This is a genomic window from Weizmannia sp. FSL K6-3076 (assembly GCF_038007245.1).
Lineage (GTDB): Bacteria > Bacillota > Bacilli > Bacillales > Bacillaceae_C > Weizmannia > Weizmannia faecalis.
On record NZ_JBBOWU010000001.1, the window covers coordinates 1,186,237 to 1,213,212 of the forward strand.

Here is a 26,976-nt window from a genome sequence, read left to right on the forward strand (position 1 = left end):
GAGGGAGTTTTTTGAGTAATTTAGCAAGGCAGCCGAAACGTGCGCTGGAACAGCAACAACAGATTGAAAAAAGAGTAGCACCGGCCACAAGACGCGCGCAGATCACTTTAGGGGAAAAAATCATCGCAAGCCTTTTTGCTTTGTTCGTGTTGATTATGGCCGTGAAGATCGTATCGACGGAAGCTGCAATTTATAATGTCAACCGGTCGATTGAAGATACAAAAACCACGATCCAGAACAAAAACAAGGTGACCGATGATTTGAAAATGCAAGTAAGCGAATTGAGCCGCTACGACCGTATTTACGAAAAGGCAAAAAAACTCGGCTTGAAATTGGACGAGAATAATGTCAAGGTTGTTGAAAATAAATGAAGTCCAGAAAACTGAATACAAACAGGGGGGCAGCGATATTATTTATCATATTCGGTCTGTCCTTTTTTATTATCGCCGTAAGGTTTTTGACGATTGAAATCACAGGGCAGGCAGACGGGAAAGTGCTCGCGGCAAAAGCGGCGAAAAAATATTTGCGGACAAGCGCCATTCCCGCTTCCCGCGGCAATATTTACGATGCAAGCGGGGAAGTGATCGCCGAAAATGTTGTTTCGTACAATCTGGTCGCCGTTTTGGACCCGAAAGTCACGATTGATCCGGAACATCCGAAACATGTTGTCAACCCTCGAAAAACCGCCCAGGCCCTTGCGAAATATATTGACATGCCCGAATCAAAAATTTATTCGCTCCTGACACAAAAAGGGCGGTTTCAAGTGGAGTTCGGGAAGGCGGGGCAGGATATTCCGTATAACGTAAAAAATGAAATTCAAAAACAGAACTTGCCGGGCATCCAGTTCGAAGCCGTGCCGAAACGCACGTATCCGAACGGTTCGTTTGCCTCCCATCTGGTCGGCTATGCGCAGAAAAATGAGACAGGCGGCCAAATGGCAGGTGTAATGGGAATCGAAAAAAGCATGAATGCCGCTTTGGAAGGCAAAGACGGAAAAATCAGTTATGAAGGCGACTTTTGGGGATATATTTTGCCAAACGCGCATAAAAAAGTCACCAAACCGAAAAACGGGGAAAATGTCTATTTAACGATTGACAAGAAAATCCAGTCTTTCGTTGAAGATGCGCTTGGCAAAGTCCAGAAACAATACAATCCGAAAAAAGCGTTTGTTGTCGTGGCCGATCCGAAAACGGGTAAGATACTGGCAATGGGGCAGCGGCCGACATTTGATCCGGAAACGCGGAAAGGTTTGAGCGATGCTTGGCAGGACGATCCAGTCGAAACCGCTTATGAACCGGGCTCAACGATGAAAATTTTTACCTTGGCGGCGGCCGTCCAGGAAGGCGTTTTTCACCCGAATGCGACCTATAAGTCAGGAGAATTCCGGGTGAAAAATGTGCCAAACCCGATTAAAGACCATAATGGCGGGGTCGGCTGGGGCAGGATCACCTTTTTAGAAGGGCTGCAGCGTTCTTCTAATGTTGCATTTGCCACATTGCTGGATTATATTAAGCAGGATAAATTTAAGCAGTATTTGGAAGCGTTCGGGTTCGGGAAACAGACGAAAGTCGGCTTGCCGAATGAAGCTTCCGGCAAAATTTTATACGATTATCCGATTGAACGGTATACGTCGACATTCGGGCAGGGTACAACCGTTACCGCGATGCAGATGATTCAGGCGGCAACAGCTATTGCCAATGACGGGAAAATGATGAAACCGTATGTAGTCGAGAAAGTGGTCAATCCCGCAACCGGAAAAACGGAAAAAACAAAACCAACCGTTGCCGGCAACCCGATCAGCGCGGATACCGCGAAAAAAGTCCGGGATTATTTGCGGACGGTTGTGACGAATAAAAAAACCGGAACCGGCACGGCCTATAACATTCCGGGCTACGAGGTGACCGGCAAAACCGGTACCGCCCAGATCCCGAATCCGAACGGCGGCGGATATTTAACCGGTACCGATAATTATATCTTTTCTTTTCTCGGTATGGCGCCGAAAGACAATCCGAAATTAATCGTTTACGCCGTTGTCCAGCAGCCGCATTTAAAAGCCGGCGAGCTTGGCGGCGAACCGGTTAAAGCGCTGTTTAACCCGATTATGAAGAACAGCCTGCAATATTTAAACATTAAACCGGCAAAAGGAAAGACCGTACGCCTTGCCAAGCTTCCTGATTTTACGGGTGACAGCCGGTCAGAAGCGTCATCTGCCGTAAAAGCATTGGGCCTTACCCCTGTTGTGCTCGGCGATGGCGATGCCGTAACGGCCCAGGAACCCAGGGCACAGGGACAACTGCTGCCGGGCGCAAAAGTATTTTTGAAAACAAATGGCAATAAAGTAATGCCGGATATACGCGGCTTTTCGAAACGCGACGTGGCGGGCGCTGCCAAACTGCTCGGCCTCCGCCTGACCATAAGCGGGGAAGGTTATGCCGTATCCCAAAGCATTCCGGCAAAATCAAAAGTGAAATCCGGACAGGCCCTTACTGTAAAATTTAAAAACCCTTAGGCGGCCGGTAGAAGGAATACCGAAAAAAAGCAAGCACAAGGCTTGCTTTTTTTCATGCGTGTGAAAAGGTACTAGCCGGATGCGTACAAGCATATAAATGGGTATAAAGGCAACAAAGGGCATTTTATGCGCCCGGAGCGGATTTTTCAGGGTTAAAGGAAACCAAGAGAAGGCTGAAATCTTTCATCTTTCCTACCCAGGAATCTGCTGCTTTGAGATTTAAATGAAGGAGGCGCGCTCGTGAAACGTGTATCCAATGTTACGGTGAGAAAGCGGCTTGTTTTTATATTGCTTTGCGGGATTGTCATTTTCAGCATTATAGATGTGCGGCTCGGCTATGTCCAGTTCGGGCTCGGGGATATGCTGACGAACAGGGCAAAAGCGCTATGGAGCAGAAGCATCCCTTTTGAAGGGGAGCGGGGAAAAATCGAAGACAGAAACGGTGTGCCGATCGCCTCCAACCAAAGTGCCCCGACGATTTTTATCATTCCGAGGCAGGTCAAGGATCCGGCAAAAACGGCTGAAAAACTGGGGGACGCCCTTGATGCAGACAAAGAAAAGCTTTATAAAGAAATTACACAGGTCAGATCGATTGTCAGAATAAAAGAAGGGCGGAAAATCAGCAATGAAAAGGCAAATGCCGTACGCCGCCTTGGGCTTTCAGGGGTCTATATCGCGGAAGATTCCAAGCGGTATTATCCGTTCGGCCGTTACCTTTCGCATGTACTCGGATTCACTGGTGCCGACAATCAGGGGCTGACCGGGCTCGAACTGTATTATGATGATGCGCTGAGCGGAAAAAAAGGGGCAGTCGAGTTTTATACGGACGCAAAAGGGAAGAAAAAGATGAAGGATATGGCAGATGAATATGAACCGCCAAAAAACGGGCTTGACCTGAAACTAACGGTTGATACAAAAGTCCAGACGGTTATTGAACGTGAACTCGATAATGCTGAAAAAAAATATCATCCGGACGGGCTGATTGCGATCGCCATGGACCCGGGCACCGGGGAAATTCTCGGGATGTCCAGCAGGCCGAGCTATACGCCTGACAATTATAGAAATGTGCCACAGGAAGTGTATAACCGGAACCTGCCGATCTGGAGCACATACGAACCGGGCTCGACATTTAAAATTATCACACTTGCCGCCGCCCTTGAAGAAAAGAAAGTGAATTTGACAAAAGACAAATTTTACGATTCCGGCGCGGTTGAAGTCGGAGGCTCGACGCTGCACTGCTGGAAAAGGGGCGGGCACGGCAGCGAAACGTTCCTTGAAGTCGTCCAAAATTCATGCAACCCGGGCTTTGTCGAACTTGGCGAAAGGCTCGGAAAAAATACATTATTCAAATACATCCGCAATTTCGGGTTTGGCACAAAAACCGGTGTGGATCTATCCGGCGAAGCTTCCGGCATTTTGTTCAACCTTGACCGCGTCGGGCCGGTTGAACTGGCGACAACGGCTTTCGGGCAGGGGGTTTCTGTTACGCCGATCCAGCAGGTGGCAGCGGTCTCGGCTGCCGTAAACGGCGGGATTCTTTACAAACCGTATATTGCAAAGGAACTCGTTGACCCTAAAACAGGGGAAACGGTCATGCGGAAAAACCCGGTTGCCAAAAGAAGGGTGATCTCGGAAAACACATCGAAACAAATCCGCCATGCGCTTGAAACAGTTGTCACACAAGGGAGCGGAAAAAATGCTTATGTGGACGGTTATCCGGTCGGCGGGAAAACCGGGACGGCGCAAAAAGCCAAAAACGGCCGCTATCTCGAAAACAATTATGTTTTATCCTTTATCGGTTTCGCCCCGGCCAATGATCCGAAAATCGTCGTCTACTTGGCGGTCGATAATCCGAAAAATACGATCCAATTCGGCGGCCAGGTGGCAGCCCCGATCGCGGGCACGATCATCGGCGACAGCCTGCGTGCCATGGGCGTCAAGCCGGTGAAAAACCAGGCGGAAAAAGAAAAAAGTTATTTTGAAACGCCAACGGTAAAAGTGCCGAATTTAATCGGAGAGACGAAAAAAGAGATGATGAACGATCAATATAATCTCAAACTTGATGTCAGCGGATCCGGAAACAAGGTGATCCGGCAGTCCCCTGAAGCAGGCGTGAAAGTGGAAGAGGGCTCAACGATCCGGGTTTACATGCAGTAAAATAGATTCACCAATTCCGGAATGGGCCCCGCTAGGCTCAACAATCCGGATTTGCATGCAGAAAAACAGGGCGGCGCCGTATGTCCGGCCGCCCGTGTTTTTGTTTCAAGAGGCATAAACAAGCTCTTTCGGCGTACATTTTAAAAATCAACAGGACTTCATAGCTTAATGGCCGTTTTTTTTGTACAATAGAAAAGGACTGTATTACATGTATACACAAAGAAGATGCAGCAACAAGGGTTTGGAACAGGAAGGGTTGGAAGCAAAATGAAGTTACATACATTGTTAGAGGCATTACCATTTGTGAAAATGCCTGCAGTGAATCCGGAAATTACGGAACTTGTCCAGGATAACCGGCTTGTCACGAAAAACAGTCTGTTTATTTGTATCAAGGGCTATACGGTTGACGGGCATAAGTTTGCCGTTGATGCGGCCAAACGGGGTGCAGCAGCCATTTTAGCCGAAAAGCCGGTCGATGTGGATATACCAGTTATTATCGTCCGCAATACAAAACGGGCAATGGCGCTCCTTGCAGACCGGTTTTACGGGCAGCCGTCCCGCAAGTTTCGCCTTGTCGGAATTACCGGCACAAACGGAAAAACAACTACGAGCCATATTATCGAAAAAATATACCGGGATGCAGGCAGAACGACCGGCCTGATTGGCACGATGTATATGAAAATCGGCGATGAAACACTGGAAACGAAAAACACAACGCCGGACAGTCTGACATTGCAAAAAACATTCCATGAAATGAACGCGCGCGGTGTCACCGATTGTGTGATGGAAGTTTCTTCGCATTCGCTTGTTGAAGGCCGGGTGCACGGCTGCGACTATGATATTGCCGTTTTCACAAATCTCACGCAGGATCATCTCGATTATCATAAAACGATGGCGGAATACCGGCGCGCCAAAAGTTTATTGTTTTCGCAGCTCGGGAACTCCTGCCCGCAAGATAAGCCGAAATATGCCATCTTAAATGCAGATGACGCCGCATCAAAGGAATTTGAACAAGTAACCGCGGTGCCTGTCATTACGTACGGGATCGACCATGATGCGGATTTTATGGCCGAAAACATTGACATGCACGCCCGCGGGACAACATTCACGCTTGTGACGCCTTTTGAGAAACGGGAAGTTCGGCTCAAGCTCGCCGGGAAGTTCAGCGTCTATAATATGCTTGCAGCGATCGCAGCCGGGGTTATATCCGGGGTGCCGCTTGATTCAGTCATTAAAACGGCGGAAGCGATGGAAGGCGTACGCGGCCGGTTTGAACTCGTAAACGGCGGCCAGGATTTTTCCGTGATTGTCGATTACGCGCACACGCCCGACAGTCTGGAAAATGTCCTGAAAACGATCCGGCAGTTTGCCCGCAAAAAAATCTTTGTCGTTGTCGGCTGCGGCGGCGACCGCGACAAAACAAAGCGGCCGGTGATGGCGCAAATTGCTTGCAAATATGCGGATTATCCGATTTTTACATCGGATAATCCGCGCAGTGAAGATCCGCTTGCCATTTTGCGCGAGATGGAAAAAGGGGTAGAAGGTGAGCAATATGAATGCATCCCCGACCGGAGGGAAGCAATCAAAACAGCCATTTTCCGTGCAGAGGCGGGGGATGTTGTCCTGATTGCCGGAAAAGGCCATGAAACGTATCAAATCATTGGAAATGAAGTGCATCATTTTGATGACAGGGAAGTTGCACTGGAAATGATAAAGGAGCGGTGAAGCATATGTTATCATTCGGGGATACAGCCCGCCTTTTCAGTTTGGGCCGCGGCATGGAGATGGCGCTCGAATTTGCCACAGTCAGCGTGTTTGCGGATGTAAACCAGCCAAAGGGATTATACGTCCCTTTTTCTGAACCGGACATTAACCGGGCAATTGCACACGGGGCAATCGCGGCGCTTTGGAAAAACGATGCACCCGTGCCCCGCTATATACCGAATGATTTTCCGCTGTTTATGGCAGAGGATGTTTCTGTTGCTTTTACACAACTGGTACAGTTTTATCTAAAAAAAATGGAAAGCAAGGATTTGGATATGAAGACAACTTTTATTTTTTACGGACCGGAATTGCGGGAAAAAAACCCTCATACATATGATTTGGCGGATGCGGAAAACAGGAAGCGGCTGCTTTGTGCATGCAGGCGCCACGGGAGGGAAAAAGCATGATCGAGCAAGTGATTTTTTTTACAACGCTGATGGCTTTTTTGATTTCCGTGCTGCTTTCGCCCGTTTTTATCCCTTTTTTAAGGAGATTGAAATTCGGCCAGAGCATCCGGGAAGAAGGCCCGAAATCGCACCAGAAAAAATCCGGGACGCCGACAATGGGCGGCTTGATTATTTTGGTATCGATCATTGCATCCACACTGATCATGGCCGGTAAATTCGCAGAACCGACTGTAAGAATTTACCTTTTGCTGCTTGTGACGATCGGATTCGGGCTGCTCGGATTTTTGGACGACTTTATTAAAGTGGTGATGAAGCGGAATCTTGGCCTTACATCAAAGCAGAAACTGCTCGGCCAGATTCTCGTTGCCATCATTTTTTATGTCGTTTTCCGCCACTTCCATTTATCTTCGGAAGTCTCGATTCCGTTTACGGACAAATCGGTCGATTTCGGCTGGTTTTACTTTGTTATCATTCTTCTCTGGCTTGTCGGGTTTTCCAATGCGGTCAATCTGACGGATGGGCTTGACGGCCTTGTATCCGGGACGGCAGCGATTGCTTTCGGGGCATTCGCCGTTTTGGCATGGAACCAGTCACAGGCGGATGTCGCCCTGTTTTCGGTTGCCGTTGTCGGGGCCGTGCTCGGTTTTCTCGTCTTTAATGCCCATCCGGCAAAAGTTTTCATGGGGGACACCGGCTCACTTGCATTGGGCGGAGCGATTGCCGCCATTTCAATTCTGACCAATCTTGAGATTCTTTTAATTGTGATTGGCGGCGTTTTTGTCATTGAGACTTTGTCTGTCATTCTCCAAGTGATATCATTTAAGACAACAGGAAAAAGAATTTTTAGGATGAGCCCGCTGCACCACCATTATGAGCTTTCGGGCTGGTCGGAATGGCGTGTTGTCGTGACGTTCTGGGCGGTAGGCCTTTTGTGTGCGATTTTAGGAATTTATATCGAGGTGTGGATGTAACATGAAAAATATCACGGAATATGAACATAAAAAAGTATTGGTACTCGGGCTGGCGAAAAGCGGGGTGAGCGCGGCCTCCCTGTTGCACCGGCTCGGGGCGTTTGTGACGGTGAATGATTATAAACCGCTTGAAGAGAACCCGGAGGCGCAGGGGCTTTTGGAACAGGGGATTAAAGTCATTTGTGGCAGCCATCCAATTGAACTATTGGATGAAGGCTTTGAACTGATTGTGAAAAATCCGGGCATCCCTTATTCGAACCCGCTTGTTGCGGGGGCGATTGAAAAAGGGATCCCGGTCATTACCGAAATCGAGCTGGCTTATAAAATTGCAGAATGCCCGATGGTCGGCATTACGGGAACGAACGGGAAAACGACGACTACCACGTTGATTTATGAAATTTTCCAGGCGGATCCGCATCTTGATCCGTTAATTGCCGGAAATATTGGCAAAGTGGCCTCCACGGTGGCGCAAAGAGCACGCGCGGACCAGCAGATGGTGGTGGAGTTGTCTTCTTTCCAGCTGATGGGCGTGCAAACATTCAGGCCGCATATTGCCATCATCACGAATATTTATGAAGCCCATCTCGACTATCACGGGACAAAAGAAGCTTATGCAAAAGCAAAATCAAATATTACCCGAAACCAGACAGAGGATGATTTCCTGATTCTGAACCATGCCCAGCCGGAACTGTGGGATCTGGTCTCCTTCACGAAAGCAAAAATTATTCCTTTTTCAACGAAGGAATATGTTGAAGACGGCGCATCGGTAAAAGACGGCAGCATCATGTGGAAAGGCGAAAAAATCATGGACCGCGCTGAAATTGTGCTGCCGGGAGACCATAACCTGGAAAATATTTTAGCCGCTGTCGCCGCTGCCAAGCTGATGGGAGCAAGTAATGATGCCATCCGCGGGGTGCTCGGAACGTTTAAAGGCGTGAAGCACCGGACGCAATATATCGGCGAAATCAAAGGACGGAAATTTTACAACGATTCAAAAGCGACCAATATCCTGGCCTGCAAAGCCGCACTCGCCGCTTTCCATCAGCCGGTCATTCTGCTTGCCGGCGGGCTTGACCGTGGCAACGGCTTTGATGAACTGATCCCGGCTTTGAAATATGTCAAAGCATTGATTACTTTCGGGGAAACAGCGCCGAAACTGGAAAGCACCGCGAAAAAAGCAGGCATTCCGGTCATCCGCACGGTGGAAAACGTGGAAGAAGCAGTCCCGGCCGCATGGGCATTATCCGAACCGGGCGATTGCATTTTGCTGTCGCCGGCATGCGCCAGCTGGGACCAGTACAAATCTTTTGAAATTCGTGGTGATATTTTCATCGACGCCGTGCATAAGTTAAGATAAGGGCTTGGACCGTTTTTGGCCGGCGCGGGTTGCCGGTTTTTGCGGGAAGCTCTAAATCTTTTCTGGGGTGGGCGCGGATGCCGTCGAAAAAAACGAATCCCGACTTTTTATTAATCATTGTGACCCTGGCGCTGCTTGCAACCGGGCTTCTGATGGTGTTCAGCGCGAGCGAGATCGTGGCGGAATACAAATTTAACGATGCATTTTATTTTTTGAAGCGGCAGCTGCTTTTTGCCGGGCTCGGCGTGGCAGCGATGTTTTTCGTGATGCGCATTGATTACTGGACGTGGCGGGCATGGGCGAAAACGATCCTGATCATCTGTTTTGTGCTGCTCGTTCTTGTTTTGATTCCCGGCATCGGGCTTGAACGGAACGGGTCGCGGAGCTGGATCGGGGTCGGCGCATTTTCCATCCAGCCTTCCGAATTCATTAAAATGGCGCTGATCGCGTATTTGGCAAAATTTTTATCGGAGAACCAGAAATACATTACGACTTTTAAAAAAGGCATGCTCCCGGCGCTGGCGCTCGTTTTTGTTGCTTTCGGGATGATTATGCTGCAGCCGGACCTTGGAACGGGAACGGTGATGCTTGGGACATGCATCATCATGATTTTTGTTTCCGGCGCCCGCATTGCCCATTTTGTCATGCTCGGGCTCCTTGGTGTGGGCGGTTTTGTCGCTCTTGTTTTATCGGCTCCATACCGGATCGCACGGATCACCTCTTTCCTTGATCCATGGTCCGATCCGCAGGGGAAAGGATTTCAAATTATCCAGTCGCTCCTTGCGATCGGTCCAGGCGGCCTGTTCGGCATGGGGCTTGGGGAGAGCAAACAAAAATTCCACTATCTGCCGGAACCGCAAAATGATTTTATCTTTGCCATTCTTTCCGAGGAGCTCGGTTTTATCGGCGGGACTTTTGTCCTGATTTTGTTTGCGCTATTGCTCTGGCGCGGCATCCGGATCGCACTTGGCGCACCCGATCTGTACGGAAGCCTGCTCGCAGTCGGCATTATTTCCATGATCGCGATCCAGGTGATGATCAATATCAGCGTTGTCATCGGCCTGATCCCGGTTACAGGCATTACGCTTCCGTTCATCAGTTACGGCGGCTCTTCTTTGACGTTGATGCTTGTCGCAGTCGGCGTGCTCTTAAACATCAGCCGCCATTCCCGGCTGTAACGGAAGGAGAACCTCATAAAGGGGTTCTTTTTTCGTTTGACAACAAGTTAACATTTTGGTAATAATCGTTTTACTGTGCACCCATTGTCGTTTAAAATATAGTAATATAGAAAAATGAATGTTTCAAACATCATATATTGATACCCGTGCAACCCAGCACGGCGTCCTGAGGTGGAAAAACATGAAAATCATTGTCAGCGGGGGCGGAACAGGCGGGCATATTTATCCGGCCCTGGCATTGATCAGAACGATCAAACAGAAACATCCTGACACGGAATGTTTGTATATTGGCACGGAAAAAGGGCTCGAATCCCGGCTTGTGCCGCGGGAAAACATTCCGTTCAAATCGATTCATATTACGGGGTTTAAACGCTCCCTTTCGTTTGAAAATGTCAAAACGGTTGTCCGCTTTCTAAAAGGGGTAAGCCGGTGCAAAAAAATCATCCGCGAATTCAAGCCGGATGTGGTCATCGGAACAGGCGGGTATGTATGCGGTCCGGTTGTCTACGCTGCCGCCAAACTGCACATCCCGACCATCATTCACGAACAAAACAGCGTGCCGGGGCTGACGAATAAATTTTTAAGCCGGTACGTTGACAAAGTGGCCATTTGCTTTGAATCTGCAAAATCTTTTTTTGATGAGAAAAAAGTGGTGCTGACCGGCAATCCGCGCGCATCGGAAGTGATCGGGGACAAAAGGCGCGGCGTCCTTTCCGGTTTCAACCTGAAAACAACGCTTCCAACCGTTCTCATTTTCGGCGGGAGCCGCGGGGCACGCCCGATTAATGAAGCGGTTGTGAAATCTTTTTCCAATTTTGCACAAAAAAATTACCAGGTCATTTATGCGACAGGGGATGTGCATTATGAGGCCGTCAAAAAAGAAATTGCATTGATCGGCGAAAAAGGAAATATCAAGGTGGTACCGTTTATCCACAATATGCCGGAAGTGTTGCGAGCGGTGGATCTTGTCGTCTCAAGGGCAGGGGCAACCACATTGGCCGAACTGACGGCGCTCGGTTTGCCAAGTATCTTAATCCCGAGCCCTTATGTGACAAACAATCACCAGGAAAAAAACGCGAAAACACTCGTGGAAAACGGCGCAGCTTTTATGCTGCTTGAAAAAGATTTATCTTCCGCAAAGCTCGTATCCTTGATTGATAAAATTTTGCTGGATCGGGAACAGATGGAGAAAATGCAGGCGGCCGCCCGCAAGCTCGGTATTCGTGACGCTTCATGGCGGCTTTATGAAGTGATGGAAAATCTGGCCGCAAAAGCCAAATCGTGATGCGGCAAATAAAAAAGGGAGGAACAAAATGGCGCGGTCTGACAAAAACATCGTTTCGCTGGAAGACCGGATCCCGAAATTAAAGCAGCAGCGCCGCCGAAAAACGAACCGGCGGCTCATCATGCTGCTGACGGTTTTTTTTATGCTGGTGATGCTGATCATCTACCTCGAGTCCCCGCTGAGCCGCGTCCACCGCATTCAGATAGAGGGAAATGAGGCGGTCAGCAAGCCGTACATTTTGAAAAAAAGCGGCATTGCCACGGGTGAGAATATATGGAATATCCGTAAAGACGCAGTCCGGAAAAGAATCGCATCCATCCCTGAAGTTGATTCGGTGAAAGTGGGCATTTCCTTGCCGAATACGCTTTACATAAAAGTGAAAGAGCATCAAAAAATCGGGTATTTACAGCAGAAAGGCGGTTTTTTGCCGGTTTTGGATAACGGTTCGGTCGTCAAAAGAACGGTGAAAGAAATTCCGGCCGCAAGCCTGATATTTACCGGTTTCAAACAGGATACGCATTTGCATGAAATGATCCGCCAGATGCAAAAATTGCCGGATTCGATCACAAATGCCATTTCGGAAGTCCGCTATACCCCTTCAAACGTTGACCGTGACCTTGTCACCCTGTACATGAATAACGGTTTTGAAGTGCGCGCAAGCATTCCGTCGTTCGCAGAAAAGATGGCGCATTACCCTTCGATCATCAGTCAGCTTGACCCGAAGAAAAAAGGTGTGATTGACCTCGAAGTCGGTTCGTATTTTAAAGCTTACGATTCGAAGTAGACATGAAAAAATTTCGCTTTTCTCCGTGTCCATCTTAGTGTAGACTTATGATGAAACCAAATTTTAGGAATTGCTATATTTTGAGACTGGAAATATTTTGATCACCAAAAGAAAATGAAAAAAGTCCGATTGAAAAAAAGGGAATTTGATTATGACGCAGAATACTTTGTTTATAATCACCTTTTTGAATGGAGGCTTCTGGCGGACTCACGGACGGAACGGCAAAAAGAGCCCGCCTCAGAAGAGACGAATTGGGAAAAATGGCGCTTTAACATAGGCGGATTGCGTTTGATCGAAAGGCAAAGGGAGGTGCCGCAGTATGAACAGCAGTGAAATATATGTGAGTCTTGACATCGGTACATCTGCCACGAAAGTCATCATTGCCGAAATGGGCAATGATTCATTAAATATTATTGGGGTTGGCAATGTCAGGTCCGAAGGCATTAAAAAAGGATCGATTGTAGATATAGATGAAACCGTCCTGTCCATCAGGCGGGCAATTGAACAAGCGGAAAGAATGGTCGGCATGAAAATTGACCACGTGATCGTCGGCATTGCCAGCAATCATGTGATGCTGCAGCCGTGCCACGGGGTGGTGGCGGTCCAGAGCGAGAACCGGGAAATTACGGACGTGGATGTACAAAGAGTGATGGATGCGGCGCAAGTGCTTTCTATTCCTCCCGAAAGAGAGATTGTGAATGTCATTCCGAAACAATTCATTGTGGACGGTTTGGATGAAATACATGATCCTCGCGGGATGATCGGTGTCAGATTGGAAATGGAAGGCATCATTGTCACGACTTCCAAAACGATCTTACATAATACATTGCGCTGTGTTGAAAAGGCCGGCCTGACCATCGCGGAAATTGTTCTCATGCCGCTTGCAGCCGGTGCCATTGCGCTGTCAAAAGATGAAATGGAACTCGGGACGGCACTCGTTGACATCGGCGGCGGGTCGACGACGCTGGCTGTTTTTGAAAACGGCCATATCCGGACAACGAGCGTGCTGCCCGTCGGCGGGGACCATATCACAAAAGATTTGTCCATCTGTCTAAGGGCTTCAACGGAAGATGCGGAAAAAATCAAACTGAAGCACGGGCACGCGTTCAGCCAGGATGCGCTCGAAGACGATGTTTTTGATGTACAGATCATCGGCAGTGAACAAAAAGAACAATTTAACCAATTACAAATTTCTGATATTATAGAAGCTAGATTAGAAGAAATCTTTTTGTTTATCCAGCAGGAACTGAGGAAGATCGGCGTCCATGATTTGCCGGGCGGGATTGTGCTGACAGGGGGCACTGCAAATATGCCCGGTGTACCGGAGCTTGCAGAAACGGTCTTTCAAAACCGCGTAAGAGTTGCCATTCCGGATTATATCGGTGTCCGTGAGCCGCAATATACGACGGCGGTCGGCCTGATCCAGTACGCTGCGAAAAATGCGCGGCTGGAAGGGAAAAATGTCAGCTCCCGCCTGGTGGCAGCCGGAATGGAGTATGCGGAACCGAAACCGGCGAAAAAGCCGCAGTCCAAACCAAAACAAGCTTCCGGTCAGGAAGAAAAAATGTCATCGAAAATGAAAAAATTCTTTGGTTTGTTTTTCGAATAGCCTGCCGGCATCATGTGCGAAAAAACCGGAGCCCGTCCGGCAGCAGGACCGGGATAAGATACGCAATACGAATTAGGAGGATTAGTGAATGTTAGAGTTCGATACCAATGTAGACGCTTTGGCAACGATAAAAGTTATCGGCGTTGGCGGCGGCGGAAACAATGCCGTGAACCGTATGATTGAACATGATCTGCAGGGCGTTGAATTTATTGCCGTAAACACGGATGCCCAGGCATTAAACCTTTCCAAAGCTGAAATTAAAATGCAAATTGGCGCAAAATTAACGCGTGGCCTCGGTGCCGGCGCAAATCCGGAAGTCGGGCGGAAAGCGGCCGAAGAAAGCAAAGAACAAATTGAAGAAGCGTTAAAGGGTGCGGATATGGTGTTCGTGACAGCCGGGATGGGCGGCGGCACCGGAACAGGGGCGGCGCCGGTCATTGCCCATATCGCAAAGGAACTCGGGGCGCTGACGGTCGGTGTGGTTACAAGGCCGTTCACATTCGAAGGCCGCAAACGGGCAAACCAGGCGGCCGGCGGCATCAGTGCCATGAAAGAAGCGGTCGATACGCTGATCGTGATCCCGAATGACCGCCTGCTGGAAATTGTCGATAAAAGCACACCGATGCTAGAAGCATTCCGGGAAGCGGATAATGTGCTGCGCCAGGGCGTACAAGGGATTTCCGACCTGATCGCGGTACCGGGCCTGATCAACCTGGATTTTGCGGATGTCAAAACAATTATGACCAATAAAGGTTCAGCATTGATGGGAATCGGGATCGCTTCCGGGGAAAATCGTGCGACAGAGGCGGCAAAAAAAGCCATTTCGTCGCCGCTGCTTGAAACGTCTATTGACGGTGCACAAGGCGTGCTGATGAACATTACCGGCAGCGCAAATTTAAGTTTGTATGAAGTGCAGGAAGCGGCCGATATTGTCGCCTCCGCATCAGACCAGGAAGTCAATATGATTTTCGGGTCCGTTATCAATGAAAGCCTGAAGGACGAAATCGTGGTTACGGTCATTGCAACCGGCTTTAATGAAGAAGCGCAGACCCAGAGCAAGCAGCGCCCGTCGCTCGGACAATCAAGGCCGGCCTTGAACCAACAGGCAAAACGCGAAACAAAGCGTGAAGAACCCCAGTCTGAACCGCAACGCGCCGTTCAGTACAGTGAAGATACACTTGATATTCCGACTTTTTTGCGAAACCGGAACAGAAGAAAATAATGAAAGAGCCCGTCTCTGCTTTCCAGGCCATTGCCTGAAAGCAAAGATGGGCTCTTTTGCGTTTGAAAATTTTTTAAACCCGTTTTGGATTTGCAGATGTTGTCTGCTTATCCAGCCGGGTTTTTTCTTTTCGGTGAATACCGGTGTGACAGCGGGACTATCCGGCAAGCACGCTTGACACTTTTCGGCTAAAAAAATGAAAAGTTCTGTTTTTTTGCCAGCAGAAACTGACACACTTTAATACTCCGGGTGCGTTATACTAGCCATAAATCAAATCAAGAAGGACAGATGCAGCAATCGAGCAAAGCGGTCCGCCTGGAAACCGGAACATGCCGGAACTGCGCGGACCGGTTTGCGCCATGATTCATTCACCGGATTGGCGTTCTTAAAGCCGCAGCAGATGCACCTTTCAGCAACAATCACCGGGTAAAGCCTTAGTCGATGTACCTTTCAACAACGTTACCGGGTTAGTATACGAAAACCGGCACAGGATGCATTGCGGCAAGCATTCCGCAGCCTCGGGCACGCGGCCCGGGCAAAAGCGGCCGTTTTGGCGGGACGGCTGCGGATTCATTTGAGGCGGAGACAGGGGGGATGCGTTTGGTTGTATATATGGATGCCATCTGGCTTTTGAATTTTCTTGCCGACAGCCTGCTGTTGTGGCTGACAAGCATTGCCTTAAAACGGCCGGCCCGCCTGCTCCGGATTCTTGCAGGCGGGCTCATCGGTTCAGCGATCATCATCATGGGCTTTATGCCGCAGCTTTCTTATTATGCCGGTAACCCGGTTGTAAAGCTGCTTTTTTCCGGCATCATGGTGTTTGTAGTTTTCGGCTATAAGCGGTGGCGCTATTTTTTTTCAAATCTCCTAACCTTTTATTTTGCCACGTTTCTGATGGGCGGCATTTTAATGGGGGCCCACTACTTTTTAAGCTTTCACTTCGACATGCAGGTGAAAATGCTTAAAGCTGCGGCGGGGGGATTTGGCGACCCGGTCAGCTGGGCGTTTGTTGCGCTCGGTCTTCCGGCGGCATGGCTGTTTTCAAAGAACCGGATTCAGGGGCTTGAAATGGCGAAAATCAAGTATGACCAGCTTGTCGATGTTTATATCCGCATCGGGGAAAGTGATTTTACAGTAAAAGGGCTGGTGGATAGCGGCAACCAGTTATATGATCCGCTGACAAAGCTGCCGGTTATGATCCTTTCCATCCTGCCCGTCCGTGAGCATCTCCCCGAAGAAATTGCGGTGCTTGCGGAAGATGCGACCCGTCTTTTGGACGGAAGTGCTACACTTCCTGACGAATGGGCCGGCCGCGTCCGGTTCATCCCGGCAAAAACAGTCGGGAAACAATCGCTTCTTTTAGCGTACAAGCCGGATGAGGTACAACTGACGAGCGGAAACCGGACATGGCCTGTAAAAAAAGTGCTGATTTCTTTTTCGGCACAACGTTTATCCGGGGATGATGCATTCAGCTGCATTGTTCACCCGCAAATGATGGCAGAAGCTGCGCAATCCGCCTGATGGTGACTTTAAAGGAGGATGAATATGAAACATTTACGGTTAAAACTCGCTTATTTTTGGTACAAACTCCTATTCAAGCTCGGGCTGAAAGCGGATGAAATTTATTATATCGGCGGGAATGAAGCCCTGCCGCCCCCGCTTTCCAAAGAAGAAGAAGAAATGCTGTTAAAAAAACTGCCGGCAGGGGATAAGGCAGCACGTTCGATCCTTATCGAACGCAACTTGCGCCTTGTCGTTTACATTGCGCGCAAATTTGAAAACACCGGCATCAATATCGAAGACTTAATCAGCATCGGCACAATCGGCCTCATTAAAGCCGTGAATACGTTTAATCCGGAAAAGAAGATCAAACTGGCGACTTACGCTTCCCGCTGTATTGAAAATGAAATTTTGATGTATTTAAGGCGGAACAATAAGCTCCGGTCCGAAGTTTCGTTTGATGAACCGCTAAATATCGATTGGGACGGCAATGAACTGCTGCTTTCGGATGTGCTCGGCACGGATGATGATATCATTACAAGGGATCTTGAAGCGAACGTCGATAAAAAATTACTTTACAGCGCCCTGCACCGTTTGTCGGATCGGGAAAAGCAGATTATGGAATTGCGTTTCGGCCTTAAAGGGCAGGAAGAGAAAACACAAAAAGATGTTGCCGATATGCTTGGTATTTCCCAGTCCTATATTTCGCGGCTTGAGAAAAGAATTATTAAAAGATTGCGTAAAGAATTCAATAAAATGGTATAGCAGGAAAATTTGCAGGCGGGCGGGAAGCAGGAACGGCAATGTCCGGGCATCTTCCGCAGGCAATTCCCGCTTTTTGCGCAGTGCATAAATTTCCCACCCGGGGAGATACTGTTTTTTGAACAGCAGCTCCTGAAGTCCTGAAGGGGGGAAAAGATTTGAAGCGCAACAAAGTGGAAATTTGCGGGGTGGATACCTCCAAGCTTCCCGTTTTGAAAAATGAGGAAATGAGGGATCTTTTAAAGAAAATGCATGCCGGCGATGCGTCTGCAAGAGAAAAGCTGGTCAATGGCAATTTACGCCTTGTGCTGAGCGTCATTCAGCGCTTTAACAACCGTGGCGAATATGTGGACGACCTGTTTCAAGTCGGCTGTATCGGACTCATGAAATCCATTGATAATTTTGATCTGAATCAAAATGTCCGCTTTTCAACGTACGCCGTGCCGATGATTATCGGCGAAATCCGGCGTTATTTACGGGATAATAATCCGATCCGCGTATCGCGCTCCTTGAGGGATATTGCTTATAAAGCCCTGCAAGTAAGGGAAAAGCTGATGAGCGCCACTTCGAAAGAACCGACAACAGAAGAAATCGCCAGAGAGCTGGATGTTCCGCACGAAGACATTGTATTTGCACTTGATGCCATTCAGGATCCCGTATCACTGTTTGAACCGATTTATAACGACGGAGGGGATCCGATTTATGTCATGGACCAGGTGAGTGACGAAAAAAACAAAGATTCGCAATGGATTGAAGAAATCGCCTTGCAAGAAGGAATGCGGCGTCTGAACGAACGGGAGAAAATGATCATCCGCAAACGGTTTTTCCAAGGAAAAACACAGATGGAAGTCGCAGAAGAAATCGGCATCTCCCAAGCCCAAGTCTCCCGCCTCGAAAAAGCAGCCATCAAACAAATGAACAAAAATATACAGTAGTAAGAAAAGCGGAGGGCGCTTGCTCGTCGGCGTATGAATTTCATAGTCCCCGAACTGAGATAAAGGAAACACGGCGAGGAACGAGCCGATGTTGACTTATCGTAGGGGAGGGGACTGGAAATTCACTAGCCGACAGCGCCCGCAGCTGGACAAAGAAAAGCGGAGGCGACTGTACAGCGGCGTACGGATTTTGTAGTCTTCGACCGAGATAAAGGAAACACGATGAGCCGACAGGCGAATCGATGCCCGCTTATCGAAAGGAGAAGACGCAAAAATCCGCTAGCCGCTAGGAGCCGGAGCTGGACAATAAGAAAAGCGGAGGGCGCTTGCCCGTCGGCGTATGGATTTCCGCCCCTTTATTAAAGGGGGCTTTGAAATCCTTGTCCGGCAACGCCTCCGCTTTTCTATTCGTAAAAACCTCCCCCCGTGCATAAACTTGTATTACATGGCGGAAAGACAGCAGGGGGGAGAGCAGATGGTCCGAATTTCGGATTTTCAAGTGAAAGATGTTGTCAGCATATCGGACGGCAGAAAACTCGGAAACGTGGAAGATATTGATATCAATCTGGATAATGGCACAATTGAAAGCATCATTGTCGGCGGCTCATCGGGGAAAATGTTCGGCTTATTTGGAAAAGAGGACGAAGTGGTCATCCCGTGGAGCAACATCGTCAAAATCGGCGCCGATGTGATCCTCGTCAGGTTTAAAGAGTCGGCCTATACACAGCAGCAACTGCAGGAACCAAGAAAATAAGCGCGGCCTGACAAAGAAAAAAACGGCCGCGCAGCCGTTTTTTTACTTATACACTTTAATTGTCACCGTTTTGCGGCCCCACTGGAGGGCTTTCTTTTTACTTGAAATAAAGACATCAATTTTTTTCCCTTTGATAGCCCCGCCGGTATCACTGGCAACAGCCATCCCGTAACCCGGAACGTACACTTTCGAACCGAGCCGGATCACCTTTGGATCGACCGCAATCACTTTTGCGGAAGGATGTTTTTTTAAGTTGAAGCCGGTCGCCGTAATCCCGCCGCCGGAACCCGCTGTATAAGCTGTTGCTTTCACCGTTATCGTGCGGTAAGAAGAAGACGAAGATGAAACTTTTTTTGCAGGCGTTTTCGTCTGGATTTTCAGCTTCTGCTTCACCCGGATCACATTTGACCTCAAGTGGTTCCAGCTTTTCAACTGCGCCACGGTCACATGATATTTACTGGCGATTTTATATAATGAATCTCCCGGCTTCACCGTATATGTCGTTGTTGCTGCAAATGCATGGCCCGTCCCAATAGACAACATACAAACAGTCAGTAGTGATACTAAAGTTTTCTTCAAATTCATTACCTCTGTTATGTAAGTGATTTGTTATTGATAGAATAGCAGTCTAATATAACAGAAAGGTAACATCTGTTTATTAGTTGCGTTACAAACCTGTTACATCCGGGGGATTTCCGGATGATCCCCGTTTTCAAGCTAAAAAGTAGAGAATTTTGATGAAATTCGCTATAAATAAAATCAGTACGGAAAAAAACGTATTGAATGCTAAAATCTATAGAAGACATATGGATAAAAAGGTATAATAGTACAAAAGAGAACCGGGTGAGGGTGAGATGAGAGAACCGTTTATAAAAACACAGGCCGTGTATTATACTGTCGGCGCTTGGCAAAAAAACGGGATATGTGCCGGATTTACAGTGAAAAACGGCGGCGCAAGCACAAATTTTCCCGGCAGTTTAAACCTTGCTTTCCATGTGAACGACGATCCTGAATCGGTCAGGAAAAACCGGGAGATCATTGCAAGTGCGGCCGGATTCCCTTTATCAAACTGGATCGGCGCCGAACAAACGCATGAAGACCATGTGCAACGGGTCACGCGCAAAGACGCCGGCAAGGGGGCGGCTGATTACCGTTCCTCTTTTCCGCATACGGACGGATTGTACACCGATGAAAAAGAAATATTGCTTGTGCTGGCGTTTGCGGACTGTGTGCCGGTTTTCTTTTTCGCACCGAAGTACGGGCGCGTCGGGATCGCACATGCCGGGTGGAAAGGAACCACCCGCGGGATTGCGGCTAAAATGGTTGAAAAATGGGTAAAGGATGGCGTGCCGCTTGATGAAATAGAAGTCGCCATCGGGCCGTCCATTTGCGGCGAATGCTATCTTGTTGATGACCGTGTCATCCAGGCTGTCCGCCCTTGGACTGGCAAAGAAGAAAAATTACCGTACGTGGAAAAATCACCCGGCCAGTATGCACTTGATTTAAAGCAGTTAAACAAAATCATATTACAGCAGGCAGGCATTCCGGAAAGCCGGATCGCAATCAGCAGCCTGTGCACAAGCAGTTGTGAAGAAGACTTTTTTTCGCACCGGCGCGATCACGGCGCTACCGGGAGAATGCTTGGCTTTATTGGGATAAAAGGAGCACCGGAGAAATGAAAGTATCGGAAAACCTCGCGCGCATCAACGAAAAAATTGAAAAAGCGTGCCAAAGGGCAGGAAGAAGCCGCGGGGATGTGGAAATCATTGCAGTAACGAAATATGTCACAACAGAAAGAGCAAAAGAGGCACTGGAAGCAGGCATTCAGCATTTAGGCGAGAACCGCGATGACGGTCTTCTAAAAAAATACGAGGCGCTCGGAAACCGTCCCGTCTGGCATTTTATCGGGACGCTGCAGACAAGGAAAGTCAAAAACATTATTGATAAAGTCAGCTACATACACTCTTTGGACCGTCTGAGCCTTGCAGAGGAAATCGAAAAAAGGGCGGCAAAATTGGATAAAGAAATCAATTGCTTTATTCAGGTGAATGTTTCCGGGGAAGAATCGAAACACGGGATGGCGCCCGGGCAAGTGGTGGATTTTGTCCGCAAACTGAAGGATTTTCCGCATATTCGCGTTGCGGGTCTGATGACGATGGCGCCGCTTACGGAAGATGAGGACGTCATCCGGCGCACATTCCGCGGGCTGAAACAACTGCAGCAGGACATTGAATCACTGCATTTGGATTACGCTCCGTGCCGCGAATTGTCGATGGGGATGTCCAACGACTTTGAAATTGCAGTAGAAGAAGGGGCGACTTTTGTCAGAATCGGCACTGCGCTTGTCGGATAAGGGAAAACAAACGGAGGTGTAATGGAATGGGACTGAAAACGAAATTTAAGTCATTCTTTTTGCTTGATGATGAATACGAAGACCAGGAAGAAGAAATGATGGAAAAAGAGTATGAAGAACCCGAGCAGCCCGCTGAGAAACCGGTCCGGCATGCGCGGCAAAATGTGGTCAGCCTGCAAAGCGTCCAAAAGTCTTCAAAAGTCATTCTGGTGGAACCGCGGGTATATGCCGATGCACAGGAAATTGCCGACCATTTGAAAAACAGGCGCGCGGTGGTCGTCAATTTGCAAAGCATGCCGCATGACCAGGCGAAGCGGATTGTCGATTTTCTGAGCGGAACGGTGTATGCCATTGCAGGCGATATCCAGAGAGTCGGCAGCAATATTTTTCTTTGTACGCCGGATAACGTAGAAGTTTCCGGAAAAATTTCTGAATTCCTGCAGGGACAGGAATATGACGATACGAGGTGGCCATAAACCGGATGGATCCAATTTTATTTTCAATTTTAAAGATCATTCTGCTTCTCATGAGAATTTACTCTTACATTCTCCTGATTTATATCTTTATGTCGTGGTTTAATCTCAGGGACACCGACATCGGGCGTTTGTTTGCGCGCGTTTCGGAACCTTATCTCGACCCTTTCCGCAGAATCATTCCACCGATCGGCATGATTGATATTTCTCCGATCGTCGCTTTTTTTGTCCTGGATTTGGCAAGAGCCGGCATTGCGGAAATTTTTTCATGGTTCATGTAAAAAGAGCCATTTTCAGAAAAAGGGACTGTGCAGTTCCTTTTTTTAAAAGGAGTCAGACAAATGGAATCGATTTACCAGCATTTCCGGCCGGATGAAAAGGAATTTATTGACCAGGTGCTGACCTGGAAACAATACGTGGAAGATGCGTATGCCCCTGAACTGACGGATTTTTTGGATCCGCGCATGCAGAGAATTGTCAACACGGTGATCGGAAACCACGGCGCAGTCTCTGTCCGGGCTTTTGGCGGATACAGAGAGAGTGAGCGGAAAAGAATGCTGCTTTTTCCTGACTATTTTTCTCCGGATGAGGACGACTTCCATCTTGCCTTATTCGAAGTCCATTACCCTGCCAAATTTGTTTCCTTTGAACATAAACATGTGCTTGGTTCGCTGATGGCGCTCGGCCTGAAACGCGAAAAATTCGGGGATATTTTAATCGGGGAAGGGCGCATTCAGTTTTTCGTGGCAGCGGAACTTTCGGACTTTATTCAAATGGAATTCCGGCAAATTGGAAAAACGCCGGTTACCCTTACGAAAATGCAGTTGGATCAGGCCATCCGGCAGCAACAACACTGGCTTGAAAAACAAGCCACCGTCAGTTCGCTCCGCCTTGACGCGATTTTGTCCGCCGTTTATAACATTTCAAGGCAGAAAACGCGGATGCTGATTGAGCACGGGCTTGTGAAAGTGAACTGGAAAACAGTGGAAGACCCGGCGTTCCAGTGCGGGGAAGGCGATACTTTTTCAACCAGGGGATACGGGAGAAGTCGGCTCATCCGGGTGGAAGGCAAAACGAAGAAAGAAAAATGGCGAATGGTGGCAGGGATTTTAAAATAATTTGATTGATTAGCAGGATTTTCCCAAAAAATCGTCGAATTCCATTATAATATATAAAAGAAGGGAATCTTGCAATCGAAAGGCAAATTGAACAGGAGGTGGCCACATGCCTTTAACGCCTTTAGATATACATAATAAGGAGTTCAGCAAAGGGTTTCGCGGCTATGATGAAGATGAAGTAAATGAATTCCTTGACCAGCTGATAAAAGATTACGAAATGCTGATCCGCGAAAAGAAAAACCTGGAAGATAAAGTAGCATCGCTAAACGAACGGCTGAGCCATTTTTCTTCCATTGAGGAAACTTTAAATAAATCGATTGTTGTTGCCCAGGAAGCGGCGGAAGAAGTAAAGGGCAATGCCCAGAAAGAAGCGAAGCTGATCATCCGCGAGGCGGAAAAAAATGCCGACCGGATTGTCAATGAAGCCCTTTCGAAAGCAAGAAAAATTGCGCTCGAAATCGAAGAGCTGAAAAAACAGTCGAAAGTCTTCCGGACGCGCTTTAAAATGCTGATTGAGGCGCAGCTTGACCTGATTGATAGCGATGACTGGGAAAAGCTGATGGAATTTGAAGTCGATGCTACGGAGTTTGAACTGGAAGAAGAAGAAGCAAATCAAACTTGACGAATCCGAACACGGTCCACTATAATGGAATACATTCAATACTGTATACGAAAAAACGATGACAGGGCAGTAGGGTTGTGAAAGCTTTCCAAGCGAACCGGGGACAGTGCGAGCCCGGCAAAGCGCGCAGCCTGAACATCCCCCTTGAGTTCTTGCCTTGAACGCCGAAAAGGCCAGTAGAGTTAAGCGGGACCTTCCACGTTACGGATGTCGAGCGGGCATATTGGATGCCTACTAGGGTGGTACCGCGGGAACCTTCTCGTCCCTATTTTGGGGATGGGAAGGTTTTTTTATTGGATTTTTGGCAAGGCTGAACATAACGAAAAATTCAAAATACAATATGCAAAAGGCAGGAGGATCAGCATGGATTACAAAGATACACTTTTAATGCCGAAAACGGATTTCCCGATGCGTGGAAATTTGCCGAAAAAAGAGCCGCAAATCCAGGCAAAATGGGAAGAAATGGATATTTATCAAAAGGTGATGAAACGCACGGAAGGAAGGCCCTTGTTTGTGCTCCATGACGGGCCTCCGTATGCAAACGGCGATCTTCATATGGGCCACGCCCTGAATAAAACATTGAAAGACATCATCAACCGGTTCAAATCAATGACAGGTTACCATGCCCCTTATGTACCGGGCTGGGATACGCACGGGTTGCCTATAGAGCAGGAACTGACAAAAAAAGGTGTGGACCGGAAATCGATGTCGGTTGCCGAATTCAGGAAACTGTGCGAAAAATATGCCCATGAGCAAATCGACCGTCAGCGGACAGCGTTTAAACGGCTCGGCGTGCGCGGCGACTGGGAAAATCCGTACTTAACGCTCCGGCCCGCGTATGAAGCCGAGCAAATTAAAGTATTCGGGGAAATGGCGAAAAAAGGCTATATTTACAAAGGCCTGAAGCCGGTATACTGGTCCCCTTCCAGCGAATCCGCGCTTGCAGATGCAGAAATTGAGTACAAAGACATTAAATCGCCATCGATTTATGTTGCGTTCGACGTAAAAGACGGAAAAGGCGTGCTTGATACGGATACGAAAATCGTCATCTGGACAACGACACCTTGGACCATTCCGTCAAACCTCGGCATTGCCGTCAATCCGGAGATCAACTATGTTGTCGTAAAAGTGGACGGCAAGAAATACCTGATTGCCGAAGCCTTGCTCGAAGAAGTAAGCGGCGTTTTGGAATGGGAAAACGCGGAAGTCGTTCAAACGGTTCCGGGGAAAAAGCTGGAGTACATTGTCGCAAAACATCCGCTGTACGGCCGCGATTCGCTCGTCATGCTCGGCGACCACGTCACAACCGACAGCGGGACAGGATGCGTCCATACCTCACCTGGACACGGGGAAGATGACTTTCTCATCGGCAAAAAATACGGGCTTGATGTGATTTGTGCTGTAGATGACAAAGGCATGATGACAAAAGACGCGCCCGGTTTTGAAGGATTGTTTTACGACAAAGCCAACAAACCGATCTGTGAAGCACTGGATCAGGCAGGTGCGCTTTTAAAATTGAAATTTTTAACGCACTCGTACCCGCATGACTGGCGGACGAAAAAACCGGTAATTTTCCGGGCAACATCGCAATGGTTCGCATCGGTTGATATGTTCCGCGATGACATTTTGAAAGCCGTTGAAGAGGTCAAATGGACGCCTGTATGGGGCGAACTCCGGATGCATAACATGATCCGCGACCGTGGCGACTGGTGTATCTCCCGCCAGCGTGCATGGGGTGTGCCGATCCCTGTTTTTTACGCGGAAAACGGCGAAGCGATCATCACGGAAGAAACCATCCAGCATGTATCCGACCTGTTCCGCGAACACGGATCAAACGTCTGGTTTGAACGGGAAGCGAAAGACCTGCTTCCGGAAGGCTTTACGCATCCGGCGAGTCCAAACGGCGTATTTAAAAAAGAAACGGATATTATGGACGTCTGGTTCGATTCCGGTTCTTCCCATCAGGGCGTGCTGGCTGCACAGGAAGGCTTGAAACGGCCGGCTGATTTGTACCTTGAAGGTTCCGACCAGTACCGCGGCTGGTTTAACTCATCGCTTATTACCAGTGTGGCGGTAACAGGGCACGCTCCGTACGACGGCGTTTTAAGCCATGGGTTTGTGCTGGACGGCGAAGGCCGGAAGATGAGCAAATCGCTCGGCAATACGATTTTGCCTGGCAAAGTGGTTGAACAGCTGGGGGCTGACATTATCCGCTTGTGGGTCGCTTCCGTTGACTATCAGGCAGATGTCCGGGTTTCCAATGAAATTTTAAAACAAGTGTCCGAGGTCTATCGGAAAATCCGCAACACATTCCGCTTCATGCTCGGCAATCTGAACGACTTCGACCCTGCCCAGCACCAAGTTGCCTATGAAGATTTGCGCGAGGTCGACCGGTTTATGCTTGTCAAACTGAACAAGCTTGTAAAGGAAGTGCGGGAGGCTTATGAACGGTACGAATTTGCCACCATTTATCATGCGGTGAACAATTTCTGTGCCACAGACCTCAGTTCGTTCTATATGGATTTTGCAAAAGACGTGCTGTACATCGAACTTGCAGACAATCCGGAACGCCGTGCGATGCAAACCGTTTTGTATGAATGCCTTGTTGCCTTAACCAAGCTGTTGTCGCCAATTTTGCCGCATACAGCCGATGAAGTCTGGCAGTATATTCCGGGTGTGGCGGAAGAAAGCGTCCAGCTGACCGATATGCCGGAATATGTGGATTTGCCGGATGCTGCGGCGCTTGAGGAAAAATGGAATGCGTTTATGGCGCTCCGCGGAGACGTTTTGAAAGCATTGGAAGAAGCGCGGAATGCAAAAGTAATCGGAAAATCGCTAACGGCAAAAGTGACCTTGTATGTGAATGCGGAGACGAAAGCACTGCTTGACAGCATTTCGGAAAGCAAAAAGCAATTGTTCATTGTGTCGGGATTTGAAGTGGCAGGTGCCATTGAAGACGCACCGGAAAATGCGCTGAAGCTTGAGCACGCAGCCATTGTTGTCGAAAAAGCGGAAGGCGAAACATGCGAACGGTGCTGGGTTGTAACGCCGGAAGTCGGCCTGGACCATGACCATCCGACGCTCTGCCCGCGCTGTGCACAAGTTGTAAAAACATTGATGCGGGAAGTGTAAAGCTTTAAGCCGGGGCTTGCATGAAGACATGCAGCACCGGCTTTTTTAACGGATTTCAGCCCATTGCCGGCGCCGGATTTTCAC

Annotated in this window: 24 protein-coding genes and 1 other annotated feature; of the genes, 23 read left to right on the forward strand and 1 reads right to left on the reverse strand. The window is 48.5% G+C overall.

Going from position 1 to position 26,976, the window contains the following annotated elements:
* Positions 1–11: 11 nt before the first annotated feature.
* The 16 genes from ftsL to NSS95_RS05470 all read left to right on the forward strand — a co-directional run bounded on the left by ftsL (position 12) and on the right by NSS95_RS05470 (position 19,194).
* On the forward strand, positions 12–371 hold the full coding sequence (gene ftsL / locus NSS95_RS05395) for a cell division protein FtsL (protein ID WP_014095568.1): 360 nt from the start codon (positions 12–14) through the stop codon (positions 369–371).
* On the forward strand, positions 368–2,509 hold the full coding sequence (locus tag NSS95_RS05400; RefSeq protein ID WP_035181919.1) for a penicillin-binding protein: 2,142 nt from the start codon (positions 368–370) through the stop codon (positions 2,507–2,509). Before ftsL ends, NSS95_RS05400 begins: the two co-directional genes overlap by 4 nt.
* A 240-nt stretch (positions 2,510–2,749) precedes the next feature.
* Complete coding sequence (locus NSS95_RS05405; RefSeq protein ID WP_061565573.1) at positions 2,750–4,666, forward strand: stage V sporulation protein D; 1,917 nt, start codon at positions 2,750–2,752, stop codon at positions 4,664–4,666.
* Positions 4,667–4,933: 267 nt separating this feature from the next.
* Entirely contained in the window at positions 4,934–6,391 is a 1,458-nt protein-coding gene (locus NSS95_RS05410; protein WP_211062181.1) for a UDP-N-acetylmuramoyl-L-alanyl-D-glutamate--2,6-diaminopimelate ligase, read from the forward strand.
* 5 nt (positions 6,392–6,396) lie between these two features.
* Complete coding sequence (locus NSS95_RS05415; protein ID WP_014095564.1) at positions 6,397–6,837, forward strand: hypothetical protein; 441 nt, start codon at positions 6,397–6,399, stop codon at positions 6,835–6,837.
* Complete coding sequence (gene mraY / locus NSS95_RS05420; RefSeq protein ID WP_014095563.1) at positions 6,834–7,808, forward strand: phospho-N-acetylmuramoyl-pentapeptide-transferase; 975 nt, start codon at positions 6,834–6,836, stop codon at positions 7,806–7,808. The genes NSS95_RS05415 and mraY overlap by 4 nt, the downstream gene beginning before the upstream one ends.
* Before the next feature lies 1 nt (position 7,809).
* The gene (murD, locus tag NSS95_RS05425) at positions 7,810–9,165 is read left to right on the forward strand and encodes a UDP-N-acetylmuramoyl-L-alanine--D-glutamate ligase (protein ID WP_035181914.1); all 1,356 of its coding nucleotides are present in this window, start codon (positions 7,810–7,812) and stop codon (positions 9,163–9,165) included.
* A gap of 77 nt (positions 9,166–9,242) precedes the next feature.
* Positions 9,243–10,343 (forward strand): stage V sporulation protein E, encoded by a 1,101-nt coding sequence (gene spoVE, locus NSS95_RS05430; protein WP_026684687.1) that lies wholly within the window; start codon positions 9,243–9,245, stop codon positions 10,341–10,343.
* Positions 10,344–10,524: 181 nt separating this feature from the next.
* The gene (gene murG, locus NSS95_RS05435; protein WP_014095560.1) at positions 10,525–11,628 is read left to right on the forward strand and encodes an undecaprenyldiphospho-muramoylpentapeptide beta-N-acetylglucosaminyltransferase; all 1,104 of its coding nucleotides are present in this window, start codon (positions 10,525–10,527) and stop codon (positions 11,626–11,628) included.
* A gap of 28 nt (positions 11,629–11,656) precedes the next feature.
* Positions 11,657–12,412 carry a cell division protein FtsQ/DivIB gene (locus NSS95_RS05440; RefSeq protein WP_014095559.1) on the forward strand — a complete coding sequence of 252 codons (756 nt, stop codon included), beginning with the start codon at positions 11,657–11,659 and terminating at the stop codon, positions 12,410–12,412.
* A gap of 319 nt (positions 12,413–12,731) precedes the next feature.
* Positions 12,732–14,021 (forward strand): cell division protein FtsA, encoded by a 1,290-nt coding sequence (ftsA, locus tag NSS95_RS05445; protein ID WP_035189211.1) that lies wholly within the window; start codon positions 12,732–12,734, stop codon positions 14,019–14,021.
* A gap of 88 nt (positions 14,022–14,109) precedes the next feature.
* Positions 14,110–15,243, forward strand: coding sequence for a cell division protein FtsZ (ftsZ, locus tag NSS95_RS05450; RefSeq protein WP_014095557.1), 1,134 nt, complete (start codon positions 14,110–14,112; stop codon positions 15,241–15,243).
* 594 nt (positions 15,244–15,837) lie between these two features.
* The gene (gene spoIIGA, locus NSS95_RS05455) at positions 15,838–16,764 is read left to right on the forward strand and encodes a sigma-E processing peptidase SpoIIGA (RefSeq protein WP_207368405.1); all 927 of its coding nucleotides are present in this window, start codon (positions 15,838–15,840) and stop codon (positions 16,762–16,764) included.
* A gap of 24 nt (positions 16,765–16,788) precedes the next feature.
* Positions 16,789–17,508: an RNA polymerase sporulation sigma factor SigE gene (gene sigE, locus NSS95_RS05460; protein ID WP_014095554.1), complete on the forward strand. Its 720-nt coding sequence runs from the start codon at positions 16,789–16,791 to the stop codon at positions 17,506–17,508.
* Between the two features lie 155 nt (positions 17,509–17,663).
* Complete coding sequence (sigG, locus tag NSS95_RS05465) at positions 17,664–18,440, forward strand: RNA polymerase sporulation sigma factor SigG (RefSeq protein WP_014095553.1); 777 nt, start codon at positions 17,664–17,666, stop codon at positions 18,438–18,440.
* A 475-nt stretch (positions 18,441–18,915) separates the two neighbouring features.
* A complete protein-coding gene (locus NSS95_RS05470; protein ID WP_014095552.1) occupies positions 18,916–19,194 on the forward strand; it encodes a YlmC/YmxH family sporulation protein in 279 nt (92 codons plus the stop codon).
* 42 nt (positions 19,195–19,236) lie between these two features.
* Here the strand turns inward: NSS95_RS05470 and NSS95_RS05475 are convergent, their stop codons facing one another.
* Positions 19,237–19,773, reverse strand: a complete 537-nt coding sequence (locus tag NSS95_RS05475) for a 3D domain-containing protein (protein WP_017552200.1) — start codon at positions 19,771–19,773, stop codon at positions 19,237–19,239.
* A gap of 275 nt (positions 19,774–20,048) precedes the next feature.
* Between NSS95_RS05475 and pgeF the strand changes: the two genes are divergently transcribed.
* The 7 genes from pgeF to ileS all read left to right on the forward strand — a co-directional run bounded on the left by pgeF (position 20,049) and on the right by ileS (position 26,892).
* Positions 20,049–20,873 carry a peptidoglycan editing factor PgeF gene (gene pgeF / locus NSS95_RS05480; RefSeq protein WP_046721299.1) on the forward strand — a complete coding sequence of 275 codons (825 nt, stop codon included), beginning with the start codon at positions 20,049–20,051 and terminating at the stop codon, positions 20,871–20,873.
* The gene (locus NSS95_RS05485; RefSeq protein ID WP_014095549.1) at positions 20,870–21,547 is read left to right on the forward strand and encodes a YggS family pyridoxal phosphate-dependent enzyme; all 678 of its coding nucleotides are present in this window, start codon (positions 20,870–20,872) and stop codon (positions 21,545–21,547) included. The genes pgeF and NSS95_RS05485 overlap by 4 nt, the downstream gene beginning before the upstream one ends.
* A gap of 26 nt (positions 21,548–21,573) precedes the next feature.
* Positions 21,574–22,023: a cell division protein SepF gene (locus tag NSS95_RS05490; protein ID WP_013858990.1), complete on the forward strand. Its 450-nt coding sequence runs from the start codon at positions 21,574–21,576 to the stop codon at positions 22,021–22,023.
* Between the two features lie 5 nt (positions 22,024–22,028).
* Positions 22,029–22,301, forward strand: coding sequence for a YggT family protein (locus tag NSS95_RS05495; RefSeq protein ID WP_014095548.1), 273 nt, complete (start codon positions 22,029–22,031; stop codon positions 22,299–22,301).
* A 60-nt stretch (positions 22,302–22,361) separates the two neighbouring features.
* On the forward strand, positions 22,362–23,138 hold the full coding sequence (locus NSS95_RS05500; RefSeq protein WP_340713831.1) for a YlmH family RNA-binding protein: 777 nt from the start codon (positions 22,362–22,364) through the stop codon (positions 23,136–23,138).
* 106 nt (positions 23,139–23,244) lie between these two features.
* Complete coding sequence (locus tag NSS95_RS05505; protein ID WP_013858993.1) at positions 23,245–23,760, forward strand: DivIVA domain-containing protein; 516 nt, start codon at positions 23,245–23,247, stop codon at positions 23,758–23,760.
* A 49-nt stretch (positions 23,761–23,809) separates the two neighbouring features.
* Positions 23,810–24,030 (forward strand) — a binding site (T-box leader).
* A gap of 93 nt (positions 24,031–24,123) precedes the next feature.
* Positions 24,124–26,892 carry an isoleucine--tRNA ligase gene (ileS, locus tag NSS95_RS05510; RefSeq protein WP_110134291.1) on the forward strand — a complete coding sequence of 923 codons (2,769 nt, stop codon included), beginning with the start codon at positions 24,124–24,126 and terminating at the stop codon, positions 26,890–26,892.
* Positions 26,893–26,976: the final 84 nt, after the last annotated feature.